The 21593-nt window shown below is 53.3% G+C and carries 17 protein-coding genes; 5 read left to right on the forward strand and 12 right to left on the reverse strand.

From position 1 onward, the window contains the following. Positions 1 to 114 precede the first annotated feature (114 nt). Positions 115 to 1335 carry a glucose-1-phosphate adenylyltransferase gene (locus tag C162_RS15690; RefSeq protein ID WP_036695431.1) on the forward strand — a complete coding sequence of 407 codons (1221 nt, stop codon included), beginning with the start codon at positions 115 to 117 and terminating at the stop codon, positions 1333 to 1335. Between the two features lie 87 nt (positions 1336 to 1422). On the opposite strand, the gene C162_RS15695 is transcribed toward C162_RS15690, so the two are convergent. From C162_RS15695 to C162_RS15715, 5 genes are all read right to left on the reverse strand, one after another. Continuing rightward, the gene (locus C162_RS15695; RefSeq protein ID WP_036695432.1) at positions 1423 to 2856 is read right to left on the reverse strand and encodes a sensor histidine kinase; all 1434 of its coding nucleotides are present in this window, start codon (positions 2854 to 2856) and stop codon (positions 1423 to 1425) included. Continuing rightward, positions 2853 to 3551: a response regulator transcription factor gene (locus tag C162_RS15700; protein ID WP_036695433.1), complete on the reverse strand. Its 699-nt coding sequence runs from the start codon at positions 3549 to 3551 to the stop codon at positions 2853 to 2855. Before C162_RS15700 ends, C162_RS15695 begins: the two co-directional genes overlap by 4 nt. After that, positions 3544 to 4851 (reverse strand): hypothetical protein, encoded by a 1308-nt coding sequence (locus tag C162_RS15705; protein ID WP_179090463.1) that lies wholly within the window; start codon positions 4849 to 4851, stop codon positions 3544 to 3546. The genes C162_RS15700 and C162_RS15705 overlap by 8 nt, the downstream gene beginning before the upstream one ends. 33 nt (positions 4852 to 4884) lie before the next feature. Continuing rightward, positions 4885 to 5610, reverse strand: a complete 726-nt coding sequence (locus C162_RS15710; protein WP_036695434.1) for a phosphonate ABC transporter ATP-binding protein — start codon at positions 5608 to 5610, stop codon at positions 4885 to 4887. A gap of 89 nt (positions 5611 to 5699) precedes the next feature. Continuing rightward, positions 5700 to 6860: an MFS transporter gene (locus C162_RS15715; RefSeq protein WP_036695508.1), complete on the reverse strand. Its 1161-nt coding sequence runs from the start codon at positions 6858 to 6860 to the stop codon at positions 5700 to 5702. Between the two features lie 160 nt (positions 6861 to 7020). Here C162_RS15715 and C162_RS15720 point away from each other — a divergent pair, with 160 nt between their 5' ends. The 3 genes from C162_RS15720 to C162_RS15730 all read left to right on the forward strand — a co-directional run bounded on the left by C162_RS15720 (position 7021) and on the right by C162_RS15730 (position 9561). Beyond that, positions 7021 to 7938: an ArsR/SmtB family transcription factor gene (locus C162_RS15720; RefSeq protein WP_036695435.1), complete on the forward strand. Its 918-nt coding sequence runs from the start codon at positions 7021 to 7023 to the stop codon at positions 7936 to 7938. A 24-nt stretch (positions 7939 to 7962) separates the two neighbouring features. Next, positions 7963 to 8715, forward strand: coding sequence for an HAD family hydrolase (locus C162_RS15725; RefSeq protein ID WP_036695436.1), 753 nt, complete (start codon positions 7963 to 7965; stop codon positions 8713 to 8715). Positions 8716 to 8823: 108 nt separating this feature from the next. Further along, entirely contained in the window at positions 8824 to 9561 is a 738-nt protein-coding gene (locus C162_RS15730; RefSeq protein WP_036695437.1) for a thioredoxin domain-containing protein, read from the forward strand. 99 nt (positions 9562 to 9660) lie between these two features. On the opposite strand, the gene C162_RS15735 is transcribed toward C162_RS15730, so the two are convergent. The 3 genes from C162_RS15735 to C162_RS15745 all read right to left on the reverse strand — a co-directional run bounded on the left by C162_RS15735 (position 9661) and on the right by C162_RS15745 (position 14261). Further along, positions 9661 to 11949, reverse strand: coding sequence for a type IA DNA topoisomerase (locus C162_RS15735; protein WP_036695438.1), 2289 nt, complete (start codon positions 11947 to 11949; stop codon positions 9661 to 9663). Between the two features lie 103 nt (positions 11950 to 12052). Continuing rightward, positions 12053 to 12466, reverse strand: coding sequence for a hypothetical protein (locus C162_RS15740; RefSeq protein WP_036695439.1), 414 nt, complete (start codon positions 12464 to 12466; stop codon positions 12053 to 12055). 64 nt (positions 12467 to 12530) lie between these two features. Then, positions 12531 to 14261, reverse strand: coding sequence for a proline--tRNA ligase (locus C162_RS15745; protein ID WP_036695440.1), 1731 nt, complete (start codon positions 14259 to 14261; stop codon positions 12531 to 12533). A gap of 528 nt (positions 14262 to 14789) precedes the next feature. Here C162_RS15745 and C162_RS15750 point away from each other — a divergent pair. After that, on the forward strand, positions 14790 to 16790 hold the full coding sequence (locus C162_RS15750; RefSeq protein WP_036695441.1) for a methyl-accepting chemotaxis protein: 2001 nt from the start codon (positions 14790 to 14792) through the stop codon (positions 16788 to 16790). Between the two features lie 217 nt (positions 16791 to 17007). Here C162_RS15750 and C162_RS15755 read toward each other — a convergent pair whose 3' ends face one another. The 4 genes from C162_RS15755 to lpdA all read right to left on the reverse strand — a co-directional run bounded on the left by C162_RS15755 (position 17008) and on the right by lpdA (position 21590). Next, positions 17008 to 18495, reverse strand: a complete 1488-nt coding sequence (locus C162_RS15755) for a glutamate synthase subunit beta (RefSeq protein ID WP_036695442.1) — start codon at positions 18493 to 18495, stop codon at positions 17008 to 17010. A 156-nt stretch (positions 18496 to 18651) separates the two neighbouring features. After that, positions 18652 to 19143, reverse strand: coding sequence for a dihydrofolate reductase (locus C162_RS15760; protein ID WP_036695443.1), 492 nt, complete (start codon positions 19141 to 19143; stop codon positions 18652 to 18654). Further along, the gene (gene thyA / locus C162_RS15765; RefSeq protein WP_036695444.1) at positions 19140 to 19934 is read right to left on the reverse strand and encodes a thymidylate synthase; all 795 of its coding nucleotides are present in this window, start codon (positions 19932 to 19934) and stop codon (positions 19140 to 19142) included. The genes C162_RS15760 and thyA overlap by 4 nt, the downstream gene beginning before the upstream one ends. A 243-nt stretch (positions 19935 to 20177) precedes the next feature. Further along, the gene (gene lpdA, locus C162_RS15770; RefSeq protein WP_036695445.1) at positions 20178 to 21590 is read right to left on the reverse strand and encodes a dihydrolipoyl dehydrogenase; all 1413 of its coding nucleotides are present in this window, start codon (positions 21588 to 21590) and stop codon (positions 20178 to 20180) included. Positions 21591 to 21593: the final 3 nt, after the last annotated feature.

A 21593-nucleotide genomic window follows, 5' to 3' on the forward strand; every position in this document is an offset into this window, starting at 1 on the left:
AAATAAACATGTAATTTTTCCACAGATACAGCAATATAATTCACCTATGTCGTTTCAAGCGCTTGTTCTGAGTGTATATTACAAGCATTGACAAAAAAATGGGAGGGATAACACATGAGTAAGAAAGAATGTATCGCCATGCTCCTGGCGGGCGGGGAAGGCCGCAGATTGGCCCCCTTGACTTCCAGCATGGCTAAGCCTGCAGTCCCTTTCGGCGGACAGTACCGGATTATTGATTTTCCCCTCAGCAACTGTGTGAATTCCAAGATTGATACCATCGGAGTACTGACTCAGTATGAAGCAGAATCCTTGCATCAGCATATCGGTGAAGGCGAGCCCTGGGGGCTGCATAGCCGCAGTGACCGGGGTGTAAGGCTGCTCCCTTCAGGTGTTGAAGGCAGAGACAGCTATACAGGCACCGCCGATGCTATTTATAAGAATATTGAATATATAGACAGTCAGAACCCGGAGCATGTACTTATCCTGTCGGGAGACCATATCTACCACATGGATTACCGCAAAATGCTCGATTATCACATCGCCAAGTCTGCGAAGGCAACGATATCGGTTATGGAGGTTCCTTGGGATGAAGCGAGCCGCTTCGGCGTGATGAACGTGGATGAAGATTTCAAGATCTCCGAATTTGCCGAAAAACCACAAGCTCCGAAGAGCAACCTGGCGTCTATGGGCATCTATCTGTTCGAGTGGTCCTACTTGAAGGCTCATTTACTGCAGGATGCAACGAATATGGAGTCCGGTCATGATTTCGGTAAGGATGTTATTCCGTCCATGCTGGATGCGAGCAATGAACTGTTCGCTTACCGATTCGAAGGTTACTGGAGAGATGTTGGTACCGTTGGCAGCCTCTGGGAAGCTCATATGGATCTTCTGCAAGAGGATGGCTTCCAGCTAGATAACTCCCGCTGGCCGATGTACAGCCGGGCACAACGCACCAAGCTGGCTGCGATCAGACCCCGCACTCAATCTGCTTCAGCAAATTGCCTGATTCATGAAACCTGCCAGCTCGAAGGCAGCCCGCAGCGTTCGGTCATCTTCGGCGGTGTGGAGATCGGCAAGCAGAGCAGAATCAAGCAGAGCGTGGTAATGCCGGGTGCCCGCATTGGACGCGGTGTTCTGATTGAACACGCCATTATCGGTGAAGGTGCTGTGATCAAGGATGGCGCTGTAATCAAAGGCAGTGCAGACAACATCGTGGTTGTCGGCCCGCATGAGATTGTAGCTGCTAAGCCGCTGGTACGTACTCAGCCTGCCCGTCTGCTTCAGGAGGTCTATGAGAAGGCCGGCCGTTTGCGTGCGGAAGGAATGCCTTCATAAACAAAAATTCAGCCCTAAGGGCTGCTACATACAAAGGGATACAGCTCCGGTCCGCCCGGACGATAGCTGTATCCCTTTTGTATCTTGCTATGAAGTTAACTGTGGGTTGCCGGGTCGGGTATTCCCTTGCTGGCTGTCATCCAGCGGCAGAATGACGGTAACCTGAGTACCCTTGCCCAGCTCGCTGTCCATTTCCAGCTTACCGTTATGAAGCTCCACGATCTGCTGGGAGATCGCTAGCCCGAGGCCCGTTCCCCCGTTAAGGGCATCGACCTGGAAGAAGCGGTCCCGCACTCTGGACAGATGCGCTTCACTGATTCCAATACCACTGTCACGAACAGTAACAGCCATCTCAATACCGGATAAACGCTCCGCCGACAGCACAATACTGGAATCCTCCGGCGAGAACTTCACCGCATTATCCACCAGATTGAGGAAGACCTGCTTGAGGCGGTTGGCATCCCCCTTGATGAAGATCGTCTCCTCGCATTCCAGCAGCAGATGAATCCGTTTCTTCTCGGCCTTCGCCCAGATATTGAGCAGCGTCTCCTGCAGCAGAACCTTAATATCCACCTGCCCCATCGACAGCTTCATTTCATTCTGCTGAAGCTTCGAGAAGTCGAGGATTTCTTCCACCAGCCCAATCAGCCTGTCACTCTCTCTGGAGATAATTCCGACCCCAAGCTTAGTCTCTTCAGGGTCATAACCCCCGGAGACCAGCGTCTCGCTCCAACCCTTGATGCTGGTCAGCGGAGTACGCAGCTCATGAGAGATTGAGGAGATGAAATCATCCTTGATCTGATTGCTGCGGACAATCTCGTCCGCCATATAGTTGAGCGTTGAAGCGAGTCCGCCGATCTCGTACCGGTAATCGCCTTTGATCCGGGTCGTGAACTTGCCCTTCGCCATCTGCGCCGATACGGCCGTAATATTATTCAGCGGTCGCACAATCGAATTGGCGAGCCCGAAGCTCAGCAACAGCACGATGGTGAGGACTGCCACCCCGATGCCCAGGGAGAGCAAGGTCAGATTAAGCAGATCTTTATTAATACCTTCCATCGAGGACAGATACCGCAGGACATAAGAATCATGAGTGTTGATCCGCACCATCTTGGATACGGCCATGACACTTTCATTCGTGCCGGCCTGCCGCCCCACCCAGCGTCCTATACTACCGCCCACCGCCTCTGGGACATCACTGGTGGTGATGGTCCGGTCCGGCTGAAACCCGGTCGAGCTGGTGATAATATCTCCTTTAAGAGTCAGGACCTCAAGCTCTGTATTTTCCAGATTGAACAATTCGAGTAAACCCTGCAACTGGTTCGCCGATGTGCCGTTTAAGTTACCATATTTAACCATACTTTCAGCTGCACTAATCTGTGTAGTGATCTTGGTGTAGATGCTGTCGTAATAATAAGTGCGGATCGCCAGCAGAAAGGTTGTCTCAACCAGGAGAAGCGCTACAAAGACTACAAGAATATAGTGCAGTACGATCTGTCTGCGCATCCCCTTCTTGATCATTGTACCTGGCCTTTCCATTTATAGCCGTGTCCCCACACTGTCTGCAGATATTCAGGCTCCGATGGATTATTCTCGATTTTTTGGCGCAAGCGACGGATATTGACGTCAACGATCTTAGGGTCGCCCATATATTCCTTGCCCCAGACATGATCGAGCAGGGAATCACGGCTGAGCGGCGTATTCTCCTTCTCCAGGAAGAATTGCACCAGTGAGAACTCTGTTGGGGTAAGCTCAATGGCTTCCCCGCTCCGCTTGAACTGCTTCGAGATCAGATCCAGGGTGAACGGACCCGACTGGAACGATACCTTGGCTGACTGCTCGCGGTGAACATTGACCCGGCGCAGCAGCGACTGGATACGGGCGATCAGCTCAGTGGGACTGAACGGCTTGCTGACATGGTCATCTGCTCCCACCGACAGCGCATAGACTTTATCCTGCTCCTGTACTTTGGCCGTCAAGAAAATAATCCCCAGCCGTTCATTGGTCTCCCGGATACGTCTGCATACCTCAAAGCCGTCGATACCAGGTACCATTACATCCAAGAGGGCGATATCAATGTCATGGATAGTAGTCAGCTTATGCAGCGCCTCATGGCCATCCGCCGCCTCAAGCACCTCAAAACCGTTGCGCTTCAGATTAATCACAATAAAACTGCGGATGGACTCTTCATCCTCCAGAATTAATACTTTACTCATTGATTCCCTTCCTTTCAATAGTGGATTGGATTCGCCCATCCCCTCCTCCGATTGTATTCTGTTCCAGTCCTCCCCGGTACCCGATCATTTTATCCAGATCGCGTCCGAGCAGCTTCCAGCCGTTGTTCTTCACATTGTCCCATTCCGCAGGCGAGAAGAATGTTACTTCGGCGACCGTCTCTCCGGTATCCGTCATTATGAATTTGAGCGATTTGTTCTGAACCGACTTCGTGTCCACGGTCACACGCTCCTGCCATTCGGGGGCAAAATTGATGGTGAACCGGTCCAGCGGATCATTATAGAGCTGGGTACTGAAGGTCAGGCCGTCTTTCCCGTCCCATTTGTAATAAGAATTGAAATACGGAATGGTCTCCGGGTCGAAATACTCCCAGCCCTTGGGGGGAACCAGCATGCCAATCTCAATAATTCCGTCCGAATCAATATCCTCACTGACAATTTTGCGGTCCTTGAAGGTTAGGTCATTCCCTGGAATAGCGACACGCAGCTTGTTATTTTCCATTACAACCACTGTTGTATACGCTGAGTGAGAATCCACGGCTGAATCCAGTACAATCCCTTCTTTGTTCGCAGCAACTTTTCCTGAGACAATATTGTAATAGCTATTGAAATAAGGGTCTAGGTCGTCCAATTGATCCAGCACCTTGAAGCTGTCATTGTACTGGTAGGTTGTTATTGTAGCGAATTCATTGCGCTTGAAGTATACCACGGTAATATCCGCAATCCCGTCTTCATTCAGATCATCGATGATATATTTAGTATATGGCTTGGTTAGAATCTCTTCCAGCACTCCCCCGGAATAACTGTAGACAACCATACCTTTCACACCCTTATCTTCGGTGCGGGAATACCCGGCAATAATGTTGAGCTTACCGTCACCAGTAACATCCTGAAGATCTACAGAATCCAGAATGTTGCCAACACCATCGAACGTAAGCTTCTTGACCCAGGCATCCCCCTGCTTCTCCAGAATCATCCCGTGATTAACTACAGCTTCATTCTTCGTCTGGTAGAACACAAGCGTCTCCATCACGCCATCCCGGTCCAGGTCCTCCGTAAAAATAGAGCTGTTATCATCATTGGCCGGACGGGTCAAGGTACCATCCAGCGCCTTCAAGGAAGAGTTAATCGCTGCCATCAGCGAAGCCTTGTCCGCAGGCAGCTGGGGCACCCTCATCTGGGATACAGGATCGCTGATGAAGGTGCAGCCGGGCAGGGCAAACAGCGACAGGGCGGCTGCGGCAAGTCCTCCCAGGACACGCATACGCATATTCAACTTCATTTACGCTCTCCTTACTGAACGCCTTGTCTTACTTCACAGGTGCAGCCGCTCCTGTGAGGTCAGCCGGCGTCCTTTGACATCATGCTTGATTCTTCCGTCCTCCAGCACCCACAGACGGCTGGCGTAACGCTCGGCCAGCTCAATCGGCAGCACCGTAAGCACGGTAAGTCCTGTCTCCTTGCACAGATTGCGGAGGGTCTCCAGCACATTATCCGCAGTCTTGGGGTCAAGGCCCGTCACCGGCTCATCCGCCAGGATGACCTTGGCGCCATGGACCAATGCCCGGGCAATGGCTACACGCTGACGTTCACCGCCGCTGAGCTGGCCGGACTTCAGCTTGGCCTTGTCCAGCAATCCAAGCAGATCAAGCTGGTCCATCGCCCCCATATAATCATCTGAGCGGACCATGCCTGTAGCCATCCGCCACAGTGGCGTCTGGGAGGCCTGTCCAATCAGCACATTCTTGAGTGCAGTGCGGTTCGGATTCAGCTCCGCATTCTGCTCCAGATAGGCCCATTCCCGGCGGATTTTACGTTTGCCGGCGAAGGGGCTCTTCATAATATCCTGCCCATCTACCCTGAAATTCCCTCTGTCCCACTTCTCACGCAGGGCAAGGCAGCGCAGCAGTGTTGATTTCCCGCTGCCGCTGGCTCCCAACAGCGCTACAAATTCTCCCGGTTCTAACTGAAATCCGATATCCTGAAGCACCGGTGTTTTATCTTCCCCGACCGCTTTGGCCAAATGTTCAACTGTAATCATAGGTCAGCCTCTCCTGTCTTCGACTCTACTCTATAGTGTACTCTGAAAGCGGGATCAAATTCCATGCGAGCATTCGTTCTTATTCTACCTTATATCATCTTCCGTGGCGAGAACAATAACCCTGCCAGCCCAAATACAATGTACAGACCGCCCATCACGGCAAACACACTGCCTCCCCAGCCGAATTGCAGCAGCAGCCCGCCGATGCCCGGCCCCGCTATACTTCCCAGACTATAATGGAAGGAAGCGACTACATTGGCAGCGGGAAGCAGCTTACGCGGCAAAATATCGGCGGCATAGCTTAATCCTAGTGAGAAAAAGGAGCCGACAAGTCCCCCGGCCACCATCAGCACCAGCAGGGTGAGCAGGAAATGGTCGCCGGTAAGCGGAAGCAGTGTGAAGGCCAGGCCTCCTCCTGTCCCCGCAGCAATCAGGATGGCCTTGCGGCCAAAGCGGTCGCTCCATATGCCGAGCGGCAGCTGGAGCACCAGGCCTCCGATGCCTGCAAAAGGCAGCAAAGCAGCAATCTGGTCTGCACTGAACCCGGTGCGCAGCCCGTATACCGGGAAGCTGCTGTTCAGGCTGGCTTCCATATAGCCGTATAGCAGCGCTGGAATCAGCGCATACCAAGCAAGCCGGTAGCTCCGGCCGAACCTGCTAGCCTGGCCTTCGTTATGATCCATAGCTTCCGGCCGCGAGTCAGGCAGCTTGAAGCCGACAATCAGCAGGACGATTACGAACAGCAGAGCTGTAATCAGGAACGGTGCGGGCTGCCCGAACCGCAGCAGGCTGATGCCAAGTGGACCGAGGCTAAAGCCCAGTCCATAGGACATCCCGTAGAGTGACAGGTTCCGTCCACGGTGCTCCGCTGGTGTCATGAGCAGCACCCATAGCTGCGCAGCGTAATTAACCGCCGAATCGCCGATCCCGACAAGCACGCGGAGCACGAACCAGACCTTCACGCCGGTAAGGAGCGGGAACAGCAGCAGTGATACCAGAACCAGCGCGAGACCGGCGGCGATCAGCTTCTTGAAGCCGATGGCACCAAGCACCCGTTCCGCAATCAGAGTCATGGCAAATGAGCCTACATACAAGGCAGCCGCGTTAAGTCCGTTCAACGAGGACGATACGCCTTCCTGCTCAAGCAGAATGGATAAGACCGGCAGCAGCATCCCCTGGCTAAGCCCTGCCAGAATAATCACGGCAATCAAAATCGAATAATTCATTCTACCGCTCTGTCCAAGCGGCATCGGTGTAGAATCTGACACAAGTAAATCCTCCTATGTAATTCATTGATGTGCGGAATCTGATGTCCATACGGCAAACACCGAACATTATAGTAGACAACCCTCTTCAAAACAAGAGATAATATATAGAAGTGTCTGATTTTCTGGAGGTGACCCGGCTTAAATGAAGTATGAACTGAACATTGATGTTTCCCCCGTATACGAACTGCTGGACAGTTTCATGTTATATGTAACCAAGAAATGGACCTCCAATCTGGACATCGGCACCGACTGGATCCGGGATGTGGACGGCCGCTTCACCCCCGCGCAGCTGGCTGCACTGAAGCAGGCCGCCGAGTGGCCGTTCGAAGATTATGATGTACTCTATGCCTGGGCTTACAGCCGGGGCGAGGCATCCAAGGTGCTGCAGTTCCTGGCTGAGCTGGAGAACTCTTCACTTGAGGATTGCCTCCGGCGGACCGAGCCGTTCTTCCATAACTTCACGGCCGGGGAATGCGCGCGGATCAAGAACGGGTACACGCCTCTTTTGCGGATATGGTATGAGCATTATTTCCGCCATGTGGAGCATACCCTGCTGCCGCTGCTGATTGAAGACGCTTCTGAGAAAAAAATGCTGGAGAGCAAAATGGATATGGTCCCGCTAATCGAATACGCTTCCGGCGGAATTGTCATTGAGGACATTCCCGGGCTGGAGACGATCGTGCTGCTGCCTACCGTGCATAACCGGCCGATCAACACGTATTGCTTCTTTAAGAATCTGATGCTGGTGCAATATCCGGTAGATGTCCCTTCAGACAATGAGGAGGAGCCGCCCACAGTGCTGCTTCGTTTAACACAGGCTCTCTCTGACTCCACCCGGCTGAGACTGCTGCGCTTCGTGGCGAACGAACCGAAGACGCTGTGGGAGATGCAGTCCGAACTGAGCCTGTCCAGGGAGATGCTGATGCATCATCTGCTTAGTCTGCGGGTCGCAGGGCTGCTGCGGGTCCATCTGCGTGGTGAAGGTACCGAACGCTACAGCATACGCCCGGACGGGGCCTCGGAGCTCCAGATGTTTCTGGAGTCCTATATCCGTATCTAACAGACCAACTTAGGAGTGAACCTCATGAAGTATTTGACCCAACAAGTAATCTTTGATCTTGATGATACCCTGGTGCATTGCAATAAGTATTTTGACCTCATTCTTGGACAGTATTTCGAGCTGATGTCAGACTGGTTCAGCGATTATCAGCCTACCATCGGCGAACTGCGCAGCAAGCAGGTGGAGATTGATGTCGAGACCGTTAGCACAAGCGGCCTGGCCAGCGACAATTTCCCGAAATCACTGATTGCCACCTACCGTTATTTCTGCAGCAAATATAGCCGCAAGCCTGATGCCTTCGAGGAGCGGCAGCTGATGAAGCTGGGCCTGAGCGTATACGACCAAGAGGTAGAGGCTTATCCAGGTATGGTGGAGACGCTGGATACCCTCAAGCAGGACGGCCATTCCCTCTATCTCTATACCGGCGGCGACGACACCATCCAGCAGCGCAAAATCGCCCAAATGAAGCTGGACGCCTATTTCGATGACCGCATCTATATCCGCCAGCACAAGAATGTAGAGGCGCTTGAGAATATCCTGACCACCTACCCGTTCGACCGCAAAATCACCTGGATGATCGGCAACTCCCTGCGTACGGATGTACTGCCCGCGCTGACTGCCGGGATCAACAGCATCTATCTGAAGCAGCCGACGGAGTGGCTCTACAATCTGATTGAGCTGGAGCGGGAGATGCAGCAGTCCGTCATGACCATCTCTGCCATTCACGAGGTGCCTCCGGTGATCCGCACCGCTGCGCTGCGGGAGCATCACGGCTGATTGACGGCTTCATCAGGATCAGGCAATTGTTACAAATGGCATAGGCAGCCTGCCACCGGTAAGATTATACTATTTGAGTAGATTTTTACATCGCGCAGGAGGCTGTCCATGAATAACAAAGCTAACCGTTCCAAGAATACCCCGAATCACGGGCGACTGCTCCCTATGCTGCTTGCAGTGATTGCCGTGCTGCTGATCGCCCTTCTTGCCTTCTTCCTTACACAGGGCAAATCGTCCGGCACCGAGGCGCTCGATAATCTCCCTAACTACACTGATGTGAAGGGCAAGATCGTAGTGGACGGGCTGAAATACGAGAAGCAGCCGCATTTGGGCAGCGAAGACGCCAAGGTGAAGGTGATCGAATTCGCCGATTTCAAATGCCCTGCCTGCAAAAATTGGACCGCCTCCTACCTCGATACGTTCATCAAGGACTACGTAGACAGCGGGAAAGCCCAGTTCTACTTCATGAACTTCGCCTTCATTGACCGGGATTCTTACCTGGCCGCCAGTGCCGGGGAAGCTATCTATCAGCAGAATAATGAGAAGTTCTGGGAGTATCTCCACAAGCTCTACGAGAGCCAGGGCGATGAGAGCAAGATCTGGGCAACGCAGAAGTTCATCACTAAGTTCGTGAAGGACAATATTGCAGGGATTGACCAAGAGCAGTTCGAACAGGATCTGAAGAACCATACGTATATGTACGATGTCAAAGAAGACTTCAAAATCGCCGGAGCTTACGGCGTCAACGGCACACCAAAGTTCATGGTGAACGGCGTCCTGCTGCCGGATTCCTCTTATGAAGGCTTAAGTGCCGCCGTTGAAGCAGCCTTGAGTGCAGCTAAATAACTTAACCCCAAAACACTTAATTTTCTATTAAAAGAGCGCCCCGGCCGGGAGATCTGGCCGGGGCGCTCTTCAGTTAATGAATGATCAACAGGTAATGAATTATTCCACGGCCAGCTGGCCGGTATCCATATTCTGCAGCACCAGCTTGCCTTCAAGCGGTGCGCCGTCCTCACCGGTCAGCTTCAGCTTCCCGGTCCGGCCCTTCTCAATCAGGGCCTTCACTTGGGTGTCGGTGAGCGTGCGCCCGTGATTCTCCTTCCAGATCACGAAGCCGCAGCCCTCCTTATAATGAGAGCAGCCGTAGCCCTTGCGGCCCATGAAGATCATGCCGCCGCAACCGGGACGCGGGCAGGAGCCGATGACCTTCGGCCCGGTATCCCCGTTCTTCCCGGCAGCGGCAGGTGCCGCGCGGCGCGGTCTTGCTGCTGCCGGCCGGGCAGTCGCTTGGCCATCACCCGCTTTGCTGCCGGCCGCCTTGCGCGGCGCAGCAGCCGAACTGCGGCCCTTGCCGCCGCTGTTCAGCGAAGGCGTATCCCCTTCGAAGGAGGTCTTAGCGGCGCGCGACTGTACACGGACCTTGTCCACAATCATGGAAGCGAACCTCTTCACATTCTCCATGAATTGTCCGTCCGCTGCGGTGCCGCGGGCAATTTCATTGAGCCGGCGCTCCCACTGCCCGGTCATTTCCGGGGAGGTCAGCAGTTCCACACCTGCCCCGCGGATCAGCTCAACCGCCGTCCGCCCCTTTTGGGTGATGGCGATCTTTTTCCCCTGCATCTCCACATAGCCGACATTCTTCAGCCGTTCAATTGTAGCGGCCCGGGTCGCCGGAGTGCCCAGCCCCGAATCCTTCATGGCATCGCGCAGCTCTTCGTCCTCAATCTGCTTGCCTGCGCTCTCCATTGCCTTCAGCAAGGTTCCTTCGGTGTAATGCTTCGGAGGCTGGGTATCCTTCTCCTTCACAATCGCATCGCTGCAGATCACTTCACCCTCCGCTTGAACCGAGAACGGCTCGTTCACCTCAAGCTCTTCTTCCTCCTCGTCCTCCTTGCCTTTGCCCTTGGCCGGTCTAGACTTGTCCTTCTTCTGGTCTGCGTAGATTACCTTCCAGCCGAGGCTGAGCAGCTCCTTGACCGTAGTCTTGAACTTCTCAGCTTCCACTTCGGTCATCACCGTATGCACCTTATATTCCGCAGCCGGATAGAACTGGGAGAGGAAGCGGCGGACAATCAGATCGTACAGCTTGGCCTCGTCCGCACTCAGCCCGTTCGCCTTACGGTTCGTAGGCAGAATCGCATGGTGATCCTCGACCTTGGACGGATTACAAATAAACTTGTTGCCTTTATGAACCAGGTTACGGTTTGCACCCTTCACCCAATCGTCGTACTGCGTGCCCTGAAGGGCCGACAGCGTCTTGTGCATTTCAGGAATATTCTGCTCCGTAACATAATTGGAGTTGGTACGCGGGTAAGAGATTACCTTGTGCTTCTCATACAGCGCCTGGGCGATATCCAGTGTTTTTTTGGCGGAGAAGGCATATTTCCCGTTCGCCTCACGCTGCAGCAGCGTCAGATCGTACAGCTTGTTCGGATATTCCTTGGTCTCTTTAACCTCATAGAGAACAATCCGGGCGGGCTTGCCTTTGACCTTGGCTGCAAGCGCCTCTGCCTTCGCACCATCCGTTAACCGGTCGCCCTGCCACATTCCTTTATACGTCAGCTCATTCTGGGTGAAATGTCCTTCCACCTCAAAGAACTTCAGCGAGGAAAACGCTTCAATGGTCTTCTGACGGTCATAGATCAGCGCCAGCACGGGCGTCTGCACTCGTCCTACGGAGAGCAGCACATTATGCTTGGTGGTAAACGCGCGCGAGCCGTTCATCCCAATCAGCCAGTCCGCCTCGCTGCGTGCCCGGGCCGCTTTGGTCAGATTCTCGTATTCCGACCCGTCCTTCAGCTCCTGGAAACCCTTGCGGATCGTCTCCGGTGTCAGATCGGAGATCCACAGCCGCTTCACCGGCTGGTTCAGCTCCAGGTAACGCTGGATCAGCGAGAAAATATGCTGGCCCTCACGCCCGGCATCGCAGGAGTTCACCAGCAGATCACTGCGCTTCGCCAGCTCCCCGATCACCTTCAGCTGATCCATGGTGCGTGCGTTAGGCAGCAGCTTGAACTCCTCAGGGATGATCGGCAGATCATTAATGTTCCATTTTTTATATTTATTGTCGTAAGCTTCGGGCTCTGCCAGGCCAATCAGATGCCCAATCGCCCAGGTGATGATGTACTGCTCCCCTTCCAGATAGGAACGGTAGTTTTTGGCCTTCGGTTCTATTGCGGCGGCGATATTCCGCCCCATGTCCGGTTTCTCCGCAATAATGAGTGTCTTCAACAATAATCGCTCCTTACCCTCGGTTCATTACAAAAGTTGTCCAGTAGTCTATTATACCATTCCCGGACCCCAAAATCCGCTTCACATTATTAAAGCCTGTAACCTAAGGGCGGAAGATAGCCATCATAATGAGCAGTGCCCCAATAATCAGGCTGAACAGTTCGAGCACATCTCCCCTGGGCCAGTGCTTGCGGAAAAATACGACTGCAGGCTGGGCAAGCCCCGCTATCAGATACAGAACAGCCAGCAGCAGACCAAAGGAAAGTATGGTGAAAATAGGGGCATTCCTCTGAGGGCCTCCGATGAAGGTAATCAGCACAACCAGCACCGTCAGAATATACAGAATACACCGGAAGAAGATAATCCACGGCCCGGACTTTGCGGGTGCAGGTTTTATCGGGACTTGCTGTTCCCTGGCCCGCTCTTCCAGTAAGCGGCGGATCTCCTCAGGATGCTCCTTACGCATTTTCTGCATCTGTCTGGCATTGTCAAGACGGCGTCGCAAGCGTCCAAACATGCATCTCCCTCCTCTCCAGGGCGGCAATTTATGCGGTATTGCCCTATTTTACCAAATCCTCAATTCAAGCAAAAGTAGAATCCGGTGCGGACTTCAGACTGCTTACGCGCAGCACGGCCTCGCTCATATCGATTACTTCCTTGTTACCCGTTCTGCGGTCCATGTATTCAACCCTTTGCTCTGCGGCCAGCTTGCCGACAACCAGCGCCACCGGTATACCCATCAATCCGGCATCCTTGAATTTGACCCCGGCCCGCTCATCGCGGTCGTCCAGCAGGGTATCAATGCCCAAGGCGGTCAGCCGTACATACAGAGCTTCGGCAAGCTCACGCTGCGCTGTATCTTGGACAGACATCAGCAGAATATGAACCGTATATGGAGCCAGGCTCTGCGGCCAGATCAGCCCCTGGTCATCGTTGCTCTGCTCTGCCACTGCGGCCAGCAAGCGGGAGATTCCTATACCGTAGCAGCCCATTACCATAGGCCGGGTGCGGCCGTCCGCATCCAGATAATCTGCCCCCAGCTTCTCACTGTAGACCGTGCCCAGCTTGAAGACATGCCCTACCTCGATGCCCTGATGGAAATCCAGCTCCCCTTCGCTGCACTGCGGACAGCAGTCGCCGGCAACCGCATTGCGGAAATCCCCCACCTGCGTCAGCGGGAAGTCCCGGCCGGGCACCACTCCGCGCAGATGGTAATCCTCTTCCCCCGCGCCTGTGACTGCTTCTGTCATGGCTGCAACAGCAGCATCTACCAGGAGAGGCATGGACAATCCGGCAGGACCGACATAACCGCTTACGGTTCCGGCGGTCTCCTGTACATGCATGGCATCAGCCAGTGTAATGTCACCGCAGCCGAGGTACTTTTGCACCTTCAGCTCATTCACCTCATGATCTCCACGGACCAGCACAGCAAATATCTTGCCGCCGCCTGTGTATATTAATGTCTTGATGATATCCTGCGGTCTGAGCTGACTCTCCTGCTCCAGCTGCTGAATGGTCTTCTGGGCAGGGGTGTGGAATCGCTCTGGAGCAGGCCGTGCGGCATAATCTTGTCTATGCGGCGCAGCCCCGCTCTGCACTTCTGCCTGCTCCAGATTCGCAGCATATCCGCACAGGGAGCATACAGCTATCGTATCCTCGCCTATCTCTGACAGAGCCATGAATTCATGGTTCTGGCCTTTGCCGCCAATCGCTCCGGCATTCGCCTGCACCGCCTGGTACTTCAGGCCGCAGCGGTCAAATATCCGCTCATAAGCGCTGTACATCACCTGATAGGCCAGATCCAGGCCATTCCAGTCCGTATCAAACGTATAAGCATCCTTCATCAGGAATTCTCTTCCACGCAGAAGTCCTGAGCGCGGACGGCGTTCATCCCGGAACTTCGTCTGGATCTGATAGACGGTCACCGGCAGCCGACGGTAGGAGCTGATCTCTCCGCGCATTAGCGCCGTAACCACTTCCTCATGGGTCGGACCCAGCACGAACTCACGGTCGTGACGGTCGCGGAGCTTCATCAGCTCTTTGCCGTACACCTCATAACGTTCCGATTCTCTCCAGAGCTCTGCTGGCTGCATGGAAGGCATAAGAACCTCCTGCGCACCGGCGGACTCCATTTCCTGGCGCACGATCTGCTCTATCCTGCGCAGCACCCGCCGTCCGAGCGGCAAATAGGTGTATACCCCGGCGGCCACCTGCCGGATATATCCCGCACGCAGCAGCAGCTGGTGGCTCCTTGTCTCTGCTTCGGCAGGAGCTTCGCGCAGAGTGGTTACTAATAGATTGGTTTGACGCATACAGATCAGCCTCTTTCGTAGATAAGTGTGTACAGCTCCAGAACATTTCTCTGCCATAATGAGAACGCAAAAAAGACGCATCCGTCAGGGACGAATGCGCCGTGTTACCACCCTGTTTCAACCCCAAGACTATCCAAGCCTGAGGTTCTCTAATCCGGATAACGGCCGGGTCCGGCAGACTTATGCCATCTTCAGCATAAGCTGCAGCTTCCAAGGCAGGATTGGTGTCTTACGCACTCGGGGGATCTTTCAGCCGGTGAATCCCCTCTCTGCTTCCGGCGCTTACGGATACCAGGTCCTTGGTCAACGCTGTTACGTTATAAATGTTGGTACTTAATCTATACGATATTCCAGGCCGCGTCAAGCTGGCGATAAATAGCTTATGAATGCAATTAATTATTTTGGATGAAATACCTTCAGATATGAACAGAATGTGTCGATAAACCGAATATGAGTAGAGATATTCAGAGAGAAACGGCTAGCGATACTACCAGTCGATTTCCATGTACCAGAGGGGGAACCGTTCCAATGTTCAAGTCAGTCAACCGCTTCATCAGCAAGCTCAGATCACGATCACTGCAAAGACAAATGATGATGCTTTTCACCATTATGCTAGTGATCCCGATCCTCTTGGTCAGTTATTTCTCCTATTCCAGTGCTAAACAGCAATTGGAGATTAAAATGCAGAAAGCCACGCATTCCAGTGTCGAGCTGGTCGCCGGGACCATTCAAGAATATGTATCCGCTGCTATGCGGAATGTAGATTTACTCAGCCGCCAGATTGAGTCTTCCGAGGTCGATGTTACGGCTCCCGCAACACGTACACTGATCGATCAGTTCATGAAGGCACATCCCGAGCTTGAGGTTCTTACGGTGGGCAACGAACAAGGAGCGTGGATGAAGGCCCCGGACCCCGGCAAACAGGATTATGATCCGCGTACGCGGGACTGGTATAAGGCGTCCATGCAAAATGCTGGTACAACTACAATCATTGATCCTTTTGTCTCGTTAACAACCGGCAACTATACGCTGTTCATCTCCCATTCGCTGAAGGATGGTAAAGGAGCAGTTACCACCAGCCTCAATCTCAAGGCAATGAGTGAAAGAATAAATACCACCCATCCAGGTGAGACCGGATACTTCTACATTGTGGACCGTAATCATAAATTCGTCTCTCATCCCAGCAAAGCAGCAGGTGAGGATGTAGCAGACTATGTAGTGAAGCTGCTCGGTAACGACAGCGGGGACCTGCACTATACCAATCCGGATACGGAGATGGACATGCAGGGTTATTATACAACCGATCCGAATACCGGGTTCAAAATTGTCGGCATCCTGCCTACCCAAGAATTCTCGGATGCCTCACAGCCCATTATCTATACAGGACTGATGGTTCTGGCCATTGCCCTGCTAGTCGCCCTGACCCTGATGTACCTGATTGTCCGCTCCATCACGAAGCCGATCCGCAGTCTGAACCGTTCTGCACAGCGGGTAAGCGAAGGCTATCTGAATGAGCAGATTGAGATAAGCCGGGTGGATGAGATCGGGCAGCTGGCACAGAATTACAACCTGATGGTTGGCTCTCTGCGCGACATCGTCTCGGATATTTCGGATACCTCGGGACAACTGGCAGCCTCCAGCCAGCAATTGAATGCCACAACCGAAGAGAACTCCAGAGCCACCGCTTATGTGGCAGAACTGGTGCAGGACTCCTCTGAGAGTGCGCAGACACAGACCTCGGCCATGGCAGAAACCTCGCGCGCGATGGAGGAAATGTCCTCCGGGATTCAAAAGATTGCCGAAGCTGCCGCCTCCATCGTCGATTCTTCCGCGAACACTGAAGCAGATGTTCGCAGCGGCAGCCGGAAGATGGAACAGGTCAGCCAGCAAATGGATGCCATCCGGACCTCTACTCACCACTCTTCGCAGCTGATCGGGCAATTAAACGGCCTGAACGATGAAGTCTCCGCGATGAGCAGTGCAATTTCGGCCATTGCCGTACAGACAAATCTCCTGTCCCTGAACGCTGGTATTGAAGCGGCCCGGGCCGGAGAGCAGGGCCGGGGCTTCGCCGTCGTGGCGGCAGAGGTTCGGAAGCTGGCCGATCAATCGAAGAATACCGCCGGGGATATTCAAGATACCCTCCAGCAGATGACCTCGTTGATCGACCAGACCTATGAAGCGATCCGCCATACCGTTGCAGCCGATGTAGAGCTGGGTATTCAGGTTACCGCGGAAGCCAAGGAATCCTTCATCAGTATTGAACAGTCTACGGCCAAAATCAACAGCCAGCTGCATGACATCTCGGCTATTACCGAGCAGATGTCAGCGGGAGCGCAGGAGGTCGCCGCTTCCGTACACGAGATCTCCGGCATCTCCCGGTCTACCTCAGACACCTTCCAGAGTGTAACGGCAGCTACAGAAGAACAGCTCGCTTCCATGGAAGAAATCTCCGCCTCTTCTACGGAGTTGTCCAGGATGGCAGGCGATCTGCAGCTTAAGATTGAACGGTTCAAGCTGGAAGACTAGCCCCCGTGATCTTTTGAACATTGAAGGCCATTCATTTCCATTGCCGCATAATCCGATAGCGCACAAGTAGAAACGGCTTTGCCGTCCTTTTAAGGACGGTACCGTTTCAGCGAGAAATAGAAGGATAATGTATAGCGTGAAACATATAAATTCTTATATTTTAATAAAAAGCCGTCTCTCAGCAATGCTGGAGGACGGCTTTTTGGTGCATATAGGATTAAGCAAGTACAGTCGAACCCATCAGGTATTTATCCACTTCACGCGCTGCTTCGCGTCCCTCGTTGATGGCCCAGACGACCAGACTCTGTCCGCGGCGCATATCTCCGGCTGCGAATACTTTATCCACATTCGTATTGAATTTGCCATAACGGGCCTTGACATTGGTACGGCGGTCCGTATCCAGCTTAAGCTGCTCAATGATATCCTGCTCCGGTCCGTCGAAGCCAATGGCAATCAACGCCAGCTGAGCCGGATAGACAGCTTCAGTTCCCGGAACCGGCTGATAGATCTTCCGTCCTGTCTCGTCTACCGTCCGGTGGATCTGCACTGTATGCAGCTCCTTGAGGTTGCCCTCTTCATCGCCGACGAACTTCGTCGTCATGATAGAGAATTCACGCGGGTCTTCTCCGAAGACCGCTTTGGCTTCCTGCTGGGCATAATCCAGAGTGTAGACATTCGGGAACTGCGGCCAGGGGTTTGCAATCGGATCACGTGTAAGCGGCGCTTTGTCGTGAGTACCGAACTGGGTGATGCTGCTGCAGCCATGCCGCAGAGAAGTCGCTACACAGTCTGAGCCGGTGTCGCCCCCGCCCAGCACGATTACGTCCTTGCCTGCGGCGGATACATAATTGCCATCCTCCAGATTGGAATTCAGATAGCTCTTGATCGTGCCGTTCAGGTAATCCATGGCATACATAACCCCTTTGAGGTCATTGCCCTCCACGTTGAAGCGTCTTGCCTTGGTCGCACCGCCGCAGAGTACAACGGCATCATATTCATCCACCAGCTGCTGCGCCGGAATGTCTTTGCCAATCTCTGTGTTAACCACGAACTCGATACCTTCTGCAGCCAGCAGATCGACGCGGCGCTGTACGACACGTTTGTCCAGCTTCATCGTCGGGATACCGTACATCAGAAGACCGCCGATCCGGTCACTGCGCTCAAAGACCGTTACCGTGTGACCCGCTTTGTTCAGCTGGGCGGCTGCGGCCAGTCCTGCCGGACCGGAGCCGACAATAGCGATCCGTTTGCCTGTACGCTTCTCCGGCGGACTCGGGACTACCCAGCCCTCTTCAAAGCCCTTGTCCACAATGGCCAGCTCGATCGTCTTAATCGTAACAGGCTGTCCAATCAGACCGACGGTACAGGAGCCCTCGCAGGGTGCAGGACAGATGCTGCCGGTGAATTCAGGGAAGTTATTAGTCTTGTGCAGGCGCTCCAGCGCTTCCTTCCACAAGCCGCGGTAGACCAGGTTATTCCACTCCGGGATCAGGTTATGCACGGGACAGCCTGAAGTACCGCCGCTCATATCCATGCCGGTGTGGCAATACGGTGTGCCGCAATCCATACAACGGGCACCCTGGGTCCGAAGCTCGTCCTCGGTCAGATGCTCGTGGAATTCTTCCCAATCCTTCACGCGCTGCTCGGGATCGCGGTCCCCTGGGAGCTGGCGCTTATACTCCATAAATCCAGTAGGTGTAGACATATATACGTTTCCCCCATCCGTTCTCTTCGTGTTGATGTATAGTACACCATTTCTAATTTTAATTATATTAGCACTCAATACTTTCGCACTGTAATGGACTAATCTGCTGATTATTTGTACTATTTCACATCTTGTGTCAGAGAAAACGCTTCATTGTCACTCCTTGCGGTCGTACACCATAAAACGATAATCATAGGGATTCTGCTCATTCTTGAGTCCCGGTGTATTGGAAACTTCCTTCCACTGGCTCCAGTCTACCTCAGGGAATCTCGTATCGCCTTCAATCTCCGCCTCTATCCGTGTAACACGCAGCTTGTCGGCATAAGGTAGCATCAGGCTATAGATCTCGGCTCCGCCGATCACCATCAGCTCATCCTCCTTGCGCCCCTCAGCCAGCGCCTCAGCCAGCGTATGGATGACCTCAGCCCCTTCGGGTGCGAAGCTCTTGTCGCGGGTCAGGATGAGGCTGGTACGGCCCTTCAGCGGCTTGCTGCCCAGCGACTCCCAGGTTTTGCGGCCCATCAGCATCCGCTTGCCGAGTGTCTCTGCTTTGAAATAAGCGAAATCCAGCGGCAAATGCCAGGGCATATCATTATTCTTTCCAACTACGCCATTCGAGGCCATCGCCCATATCATGGTAATGCTCATATAGCAACCGGTGCCTTGATTCCCGGGTGATAGACATAGTCAGTAAATTCAAAATCCTCAAAGGTATAATCAAAAATACTGTCCGGTACTCTACGGATGTTAAGCTTCGGCAGCGCATAAGGCTCCCGCGCAAGCTGTGTAGCCACTTGTTCCATATGATTTGTATATATATGCACATCTCCGCCGGACCAGATGAAATCTCCGACCTCTAGCCCCGTCTGCTGCGCCACCATATGCGTAAGCAGCGCGTAGCTGGCAATGTTAAACGGAAGTCCAAGGAACGTATCCACCGAACGCATCGTAAGCATGCAGGAGAGCTTGCCGCCCGCTACGTAGAACTGAAATACGAAATGGCAGGGCGGAAGCTTCATCTGCTCGATCTCGCCTACATTCCACGCACTAACAATATGACGCCGTGAATCGGGATTATGCTTGATCGACTCAATAACATTCGCAATCTGATCGATATGCTGCCCGTCCTTGCTCTCCCAGGCCCGCCACTGCGAACCGTACACCGGTCCCAGCTCCCCGTTCTCATCGGCCCATTCATCCCAGATCGAGACGCCGTTCTCCTTCAGATAAGTTGTATTGGTATCCCCTTTGAGGAACCATAGAAGCTCATGTACCACCGACTTCAGATGAATGCGCTTGGTGGTCATCAGCGGGAAGCCCTTCGCCAGATCGAAGCGGAGCTGACGCCCGAAGACGGACACAGTACCTGTACCTGTCCGGTCACTCTTAGCTGTACCGGTGTCCAGAATATCCTGTAATAAATCCAAGTAATTACGCAAGCCGTATCGCACCCCACTCTCTTTTTTCTTCTACCAGTTTACCATGAGCTGACGGTCGTTGTAACTTCCCTAATGATAAAAAAAAGCAAAAAAGCATACTTTTCTTTACCTGAATTGGGCTGACTTCCAGCTATTTCCGAACGTTCATGACAGTGACATTATTTAAAAGAGGATGCTCCCTGACCATCTGCATGGCTTCGGGAACATCCTCCTATGTTCTTACCGCATAAGCTTAAGCGGTTATTATTTCATTACGTGGATCGGGTGGCCTTCTACCAGCTCAGCCGCTTCCATGACGATCTCGCCAAGGGTTGGATGCGCATGGATGGTCAGTGCGATATCTTCAAGCGTTGCGCCCATTTCAATCGCCAGACCCAACTCAGCGATCAGATTGGAAGCTTCGATACCGACGATTTGCGCGCCAAGCACCTGATTGTTGTCGCTCTTCGCTACAATCTTGATGAAGCCTTCAGGAGCATTCAGGGACACGGCACGGCCGTTGCCTGCGAACGGGAACTTGCCGGCTTTCACCGCATAGCCCTTATCCTTCGCTTCCTTCTCGGTCAGGCCTACGCTGGAGCATTCTGGATCTGTGAATACTACAGCCGGCATTACCTTGTAATCCACAACCGATTTGTGTCCGGAAATGGCTTCCGCAGCAATCTTACCTTCGTAAGAAGCTTTGTGCGCCAAGGCAAGACCTGGAACGATATCGCCGATTGCGAAAATGTTAGGAATGTTAGTCCGTCCCTGATGGTCTACCTTCACCAGACCGCGGTCATCCAGCTCAACGCCGATCAGATCCAGGCCCAGCTCGCCGTCAGTATTCGGACGGCGTCCTACGGTTACCAGCAGGTATTCAGCAGTAACTTCTTTGGATTCTCCGCCGACGGAGTACTTCACAGTAACTTCCTTGTCGTTCTGAACCGCAGATTCTGCTTTGGCGTTGGTTACAATTTCAATGCCAGTCTTAGCCATATTCTTGGCAACCAGACGGGTCATGTCTTTGTCGAAGCCAGGCAGAACGGTGTCCAGACCTTCAATGATGGTAACCTTGGTGCCGAATTTGGAGTACATCTGACCCAGCTCCGCACCAATGTAGCCGCCGCCGATAACGATCATGCTCTTAGGGATCTCAGGCAGATCCAGCGCTTCCGTGGAGGACAGGATGCGTCCGCCGAACGGGAATGGCTTCAGTTCAATCGGACGGGAGCCCGTTGCGATAATGCAGTTATTGAACTTGTAACGCGGGGATTCATGATCATTGAACAGACGGGCTTCGTTTGTGCTGATGAACATAGCTTCTCCGCTGAATACTTCGATCTTGTTGCCCTTCATCAGGCTGGTAACGCCGGAAGTCATTTTCTTGACTACGCCGTTCTTGAAGGCCTGAGTCTTGGACCAGTCTACCTTCACGTTCTCGGCTGTAACACCGAATACTTCACCGTGCTGGGCAGCCTCGAATTGATGAGCGGCCGAGATCAGGGCCTTGGAAGGAATACAGCCGCGGTTCAAGCACACACCGCCGAGTTCCGATTTATCTACAATGATGACCTTTTGGCCGAGCTGGGCGGCACGAATTGCCGCCACATACCCGCCGGGACCTGCACCAATTACCAATGTGTCGATTTCGATTGAAGCGTCTCCGACTACCATTAA

It is taken from the genome of Paenibacillus sp. FSL R7-269 (assembly GCF_000517865.1).
Taxonomy (GTDB): Bacteria; Bacillota; Bacilli; order Paenibacillales; family Paenibacillaceae; genus Paenibacillus_AQ.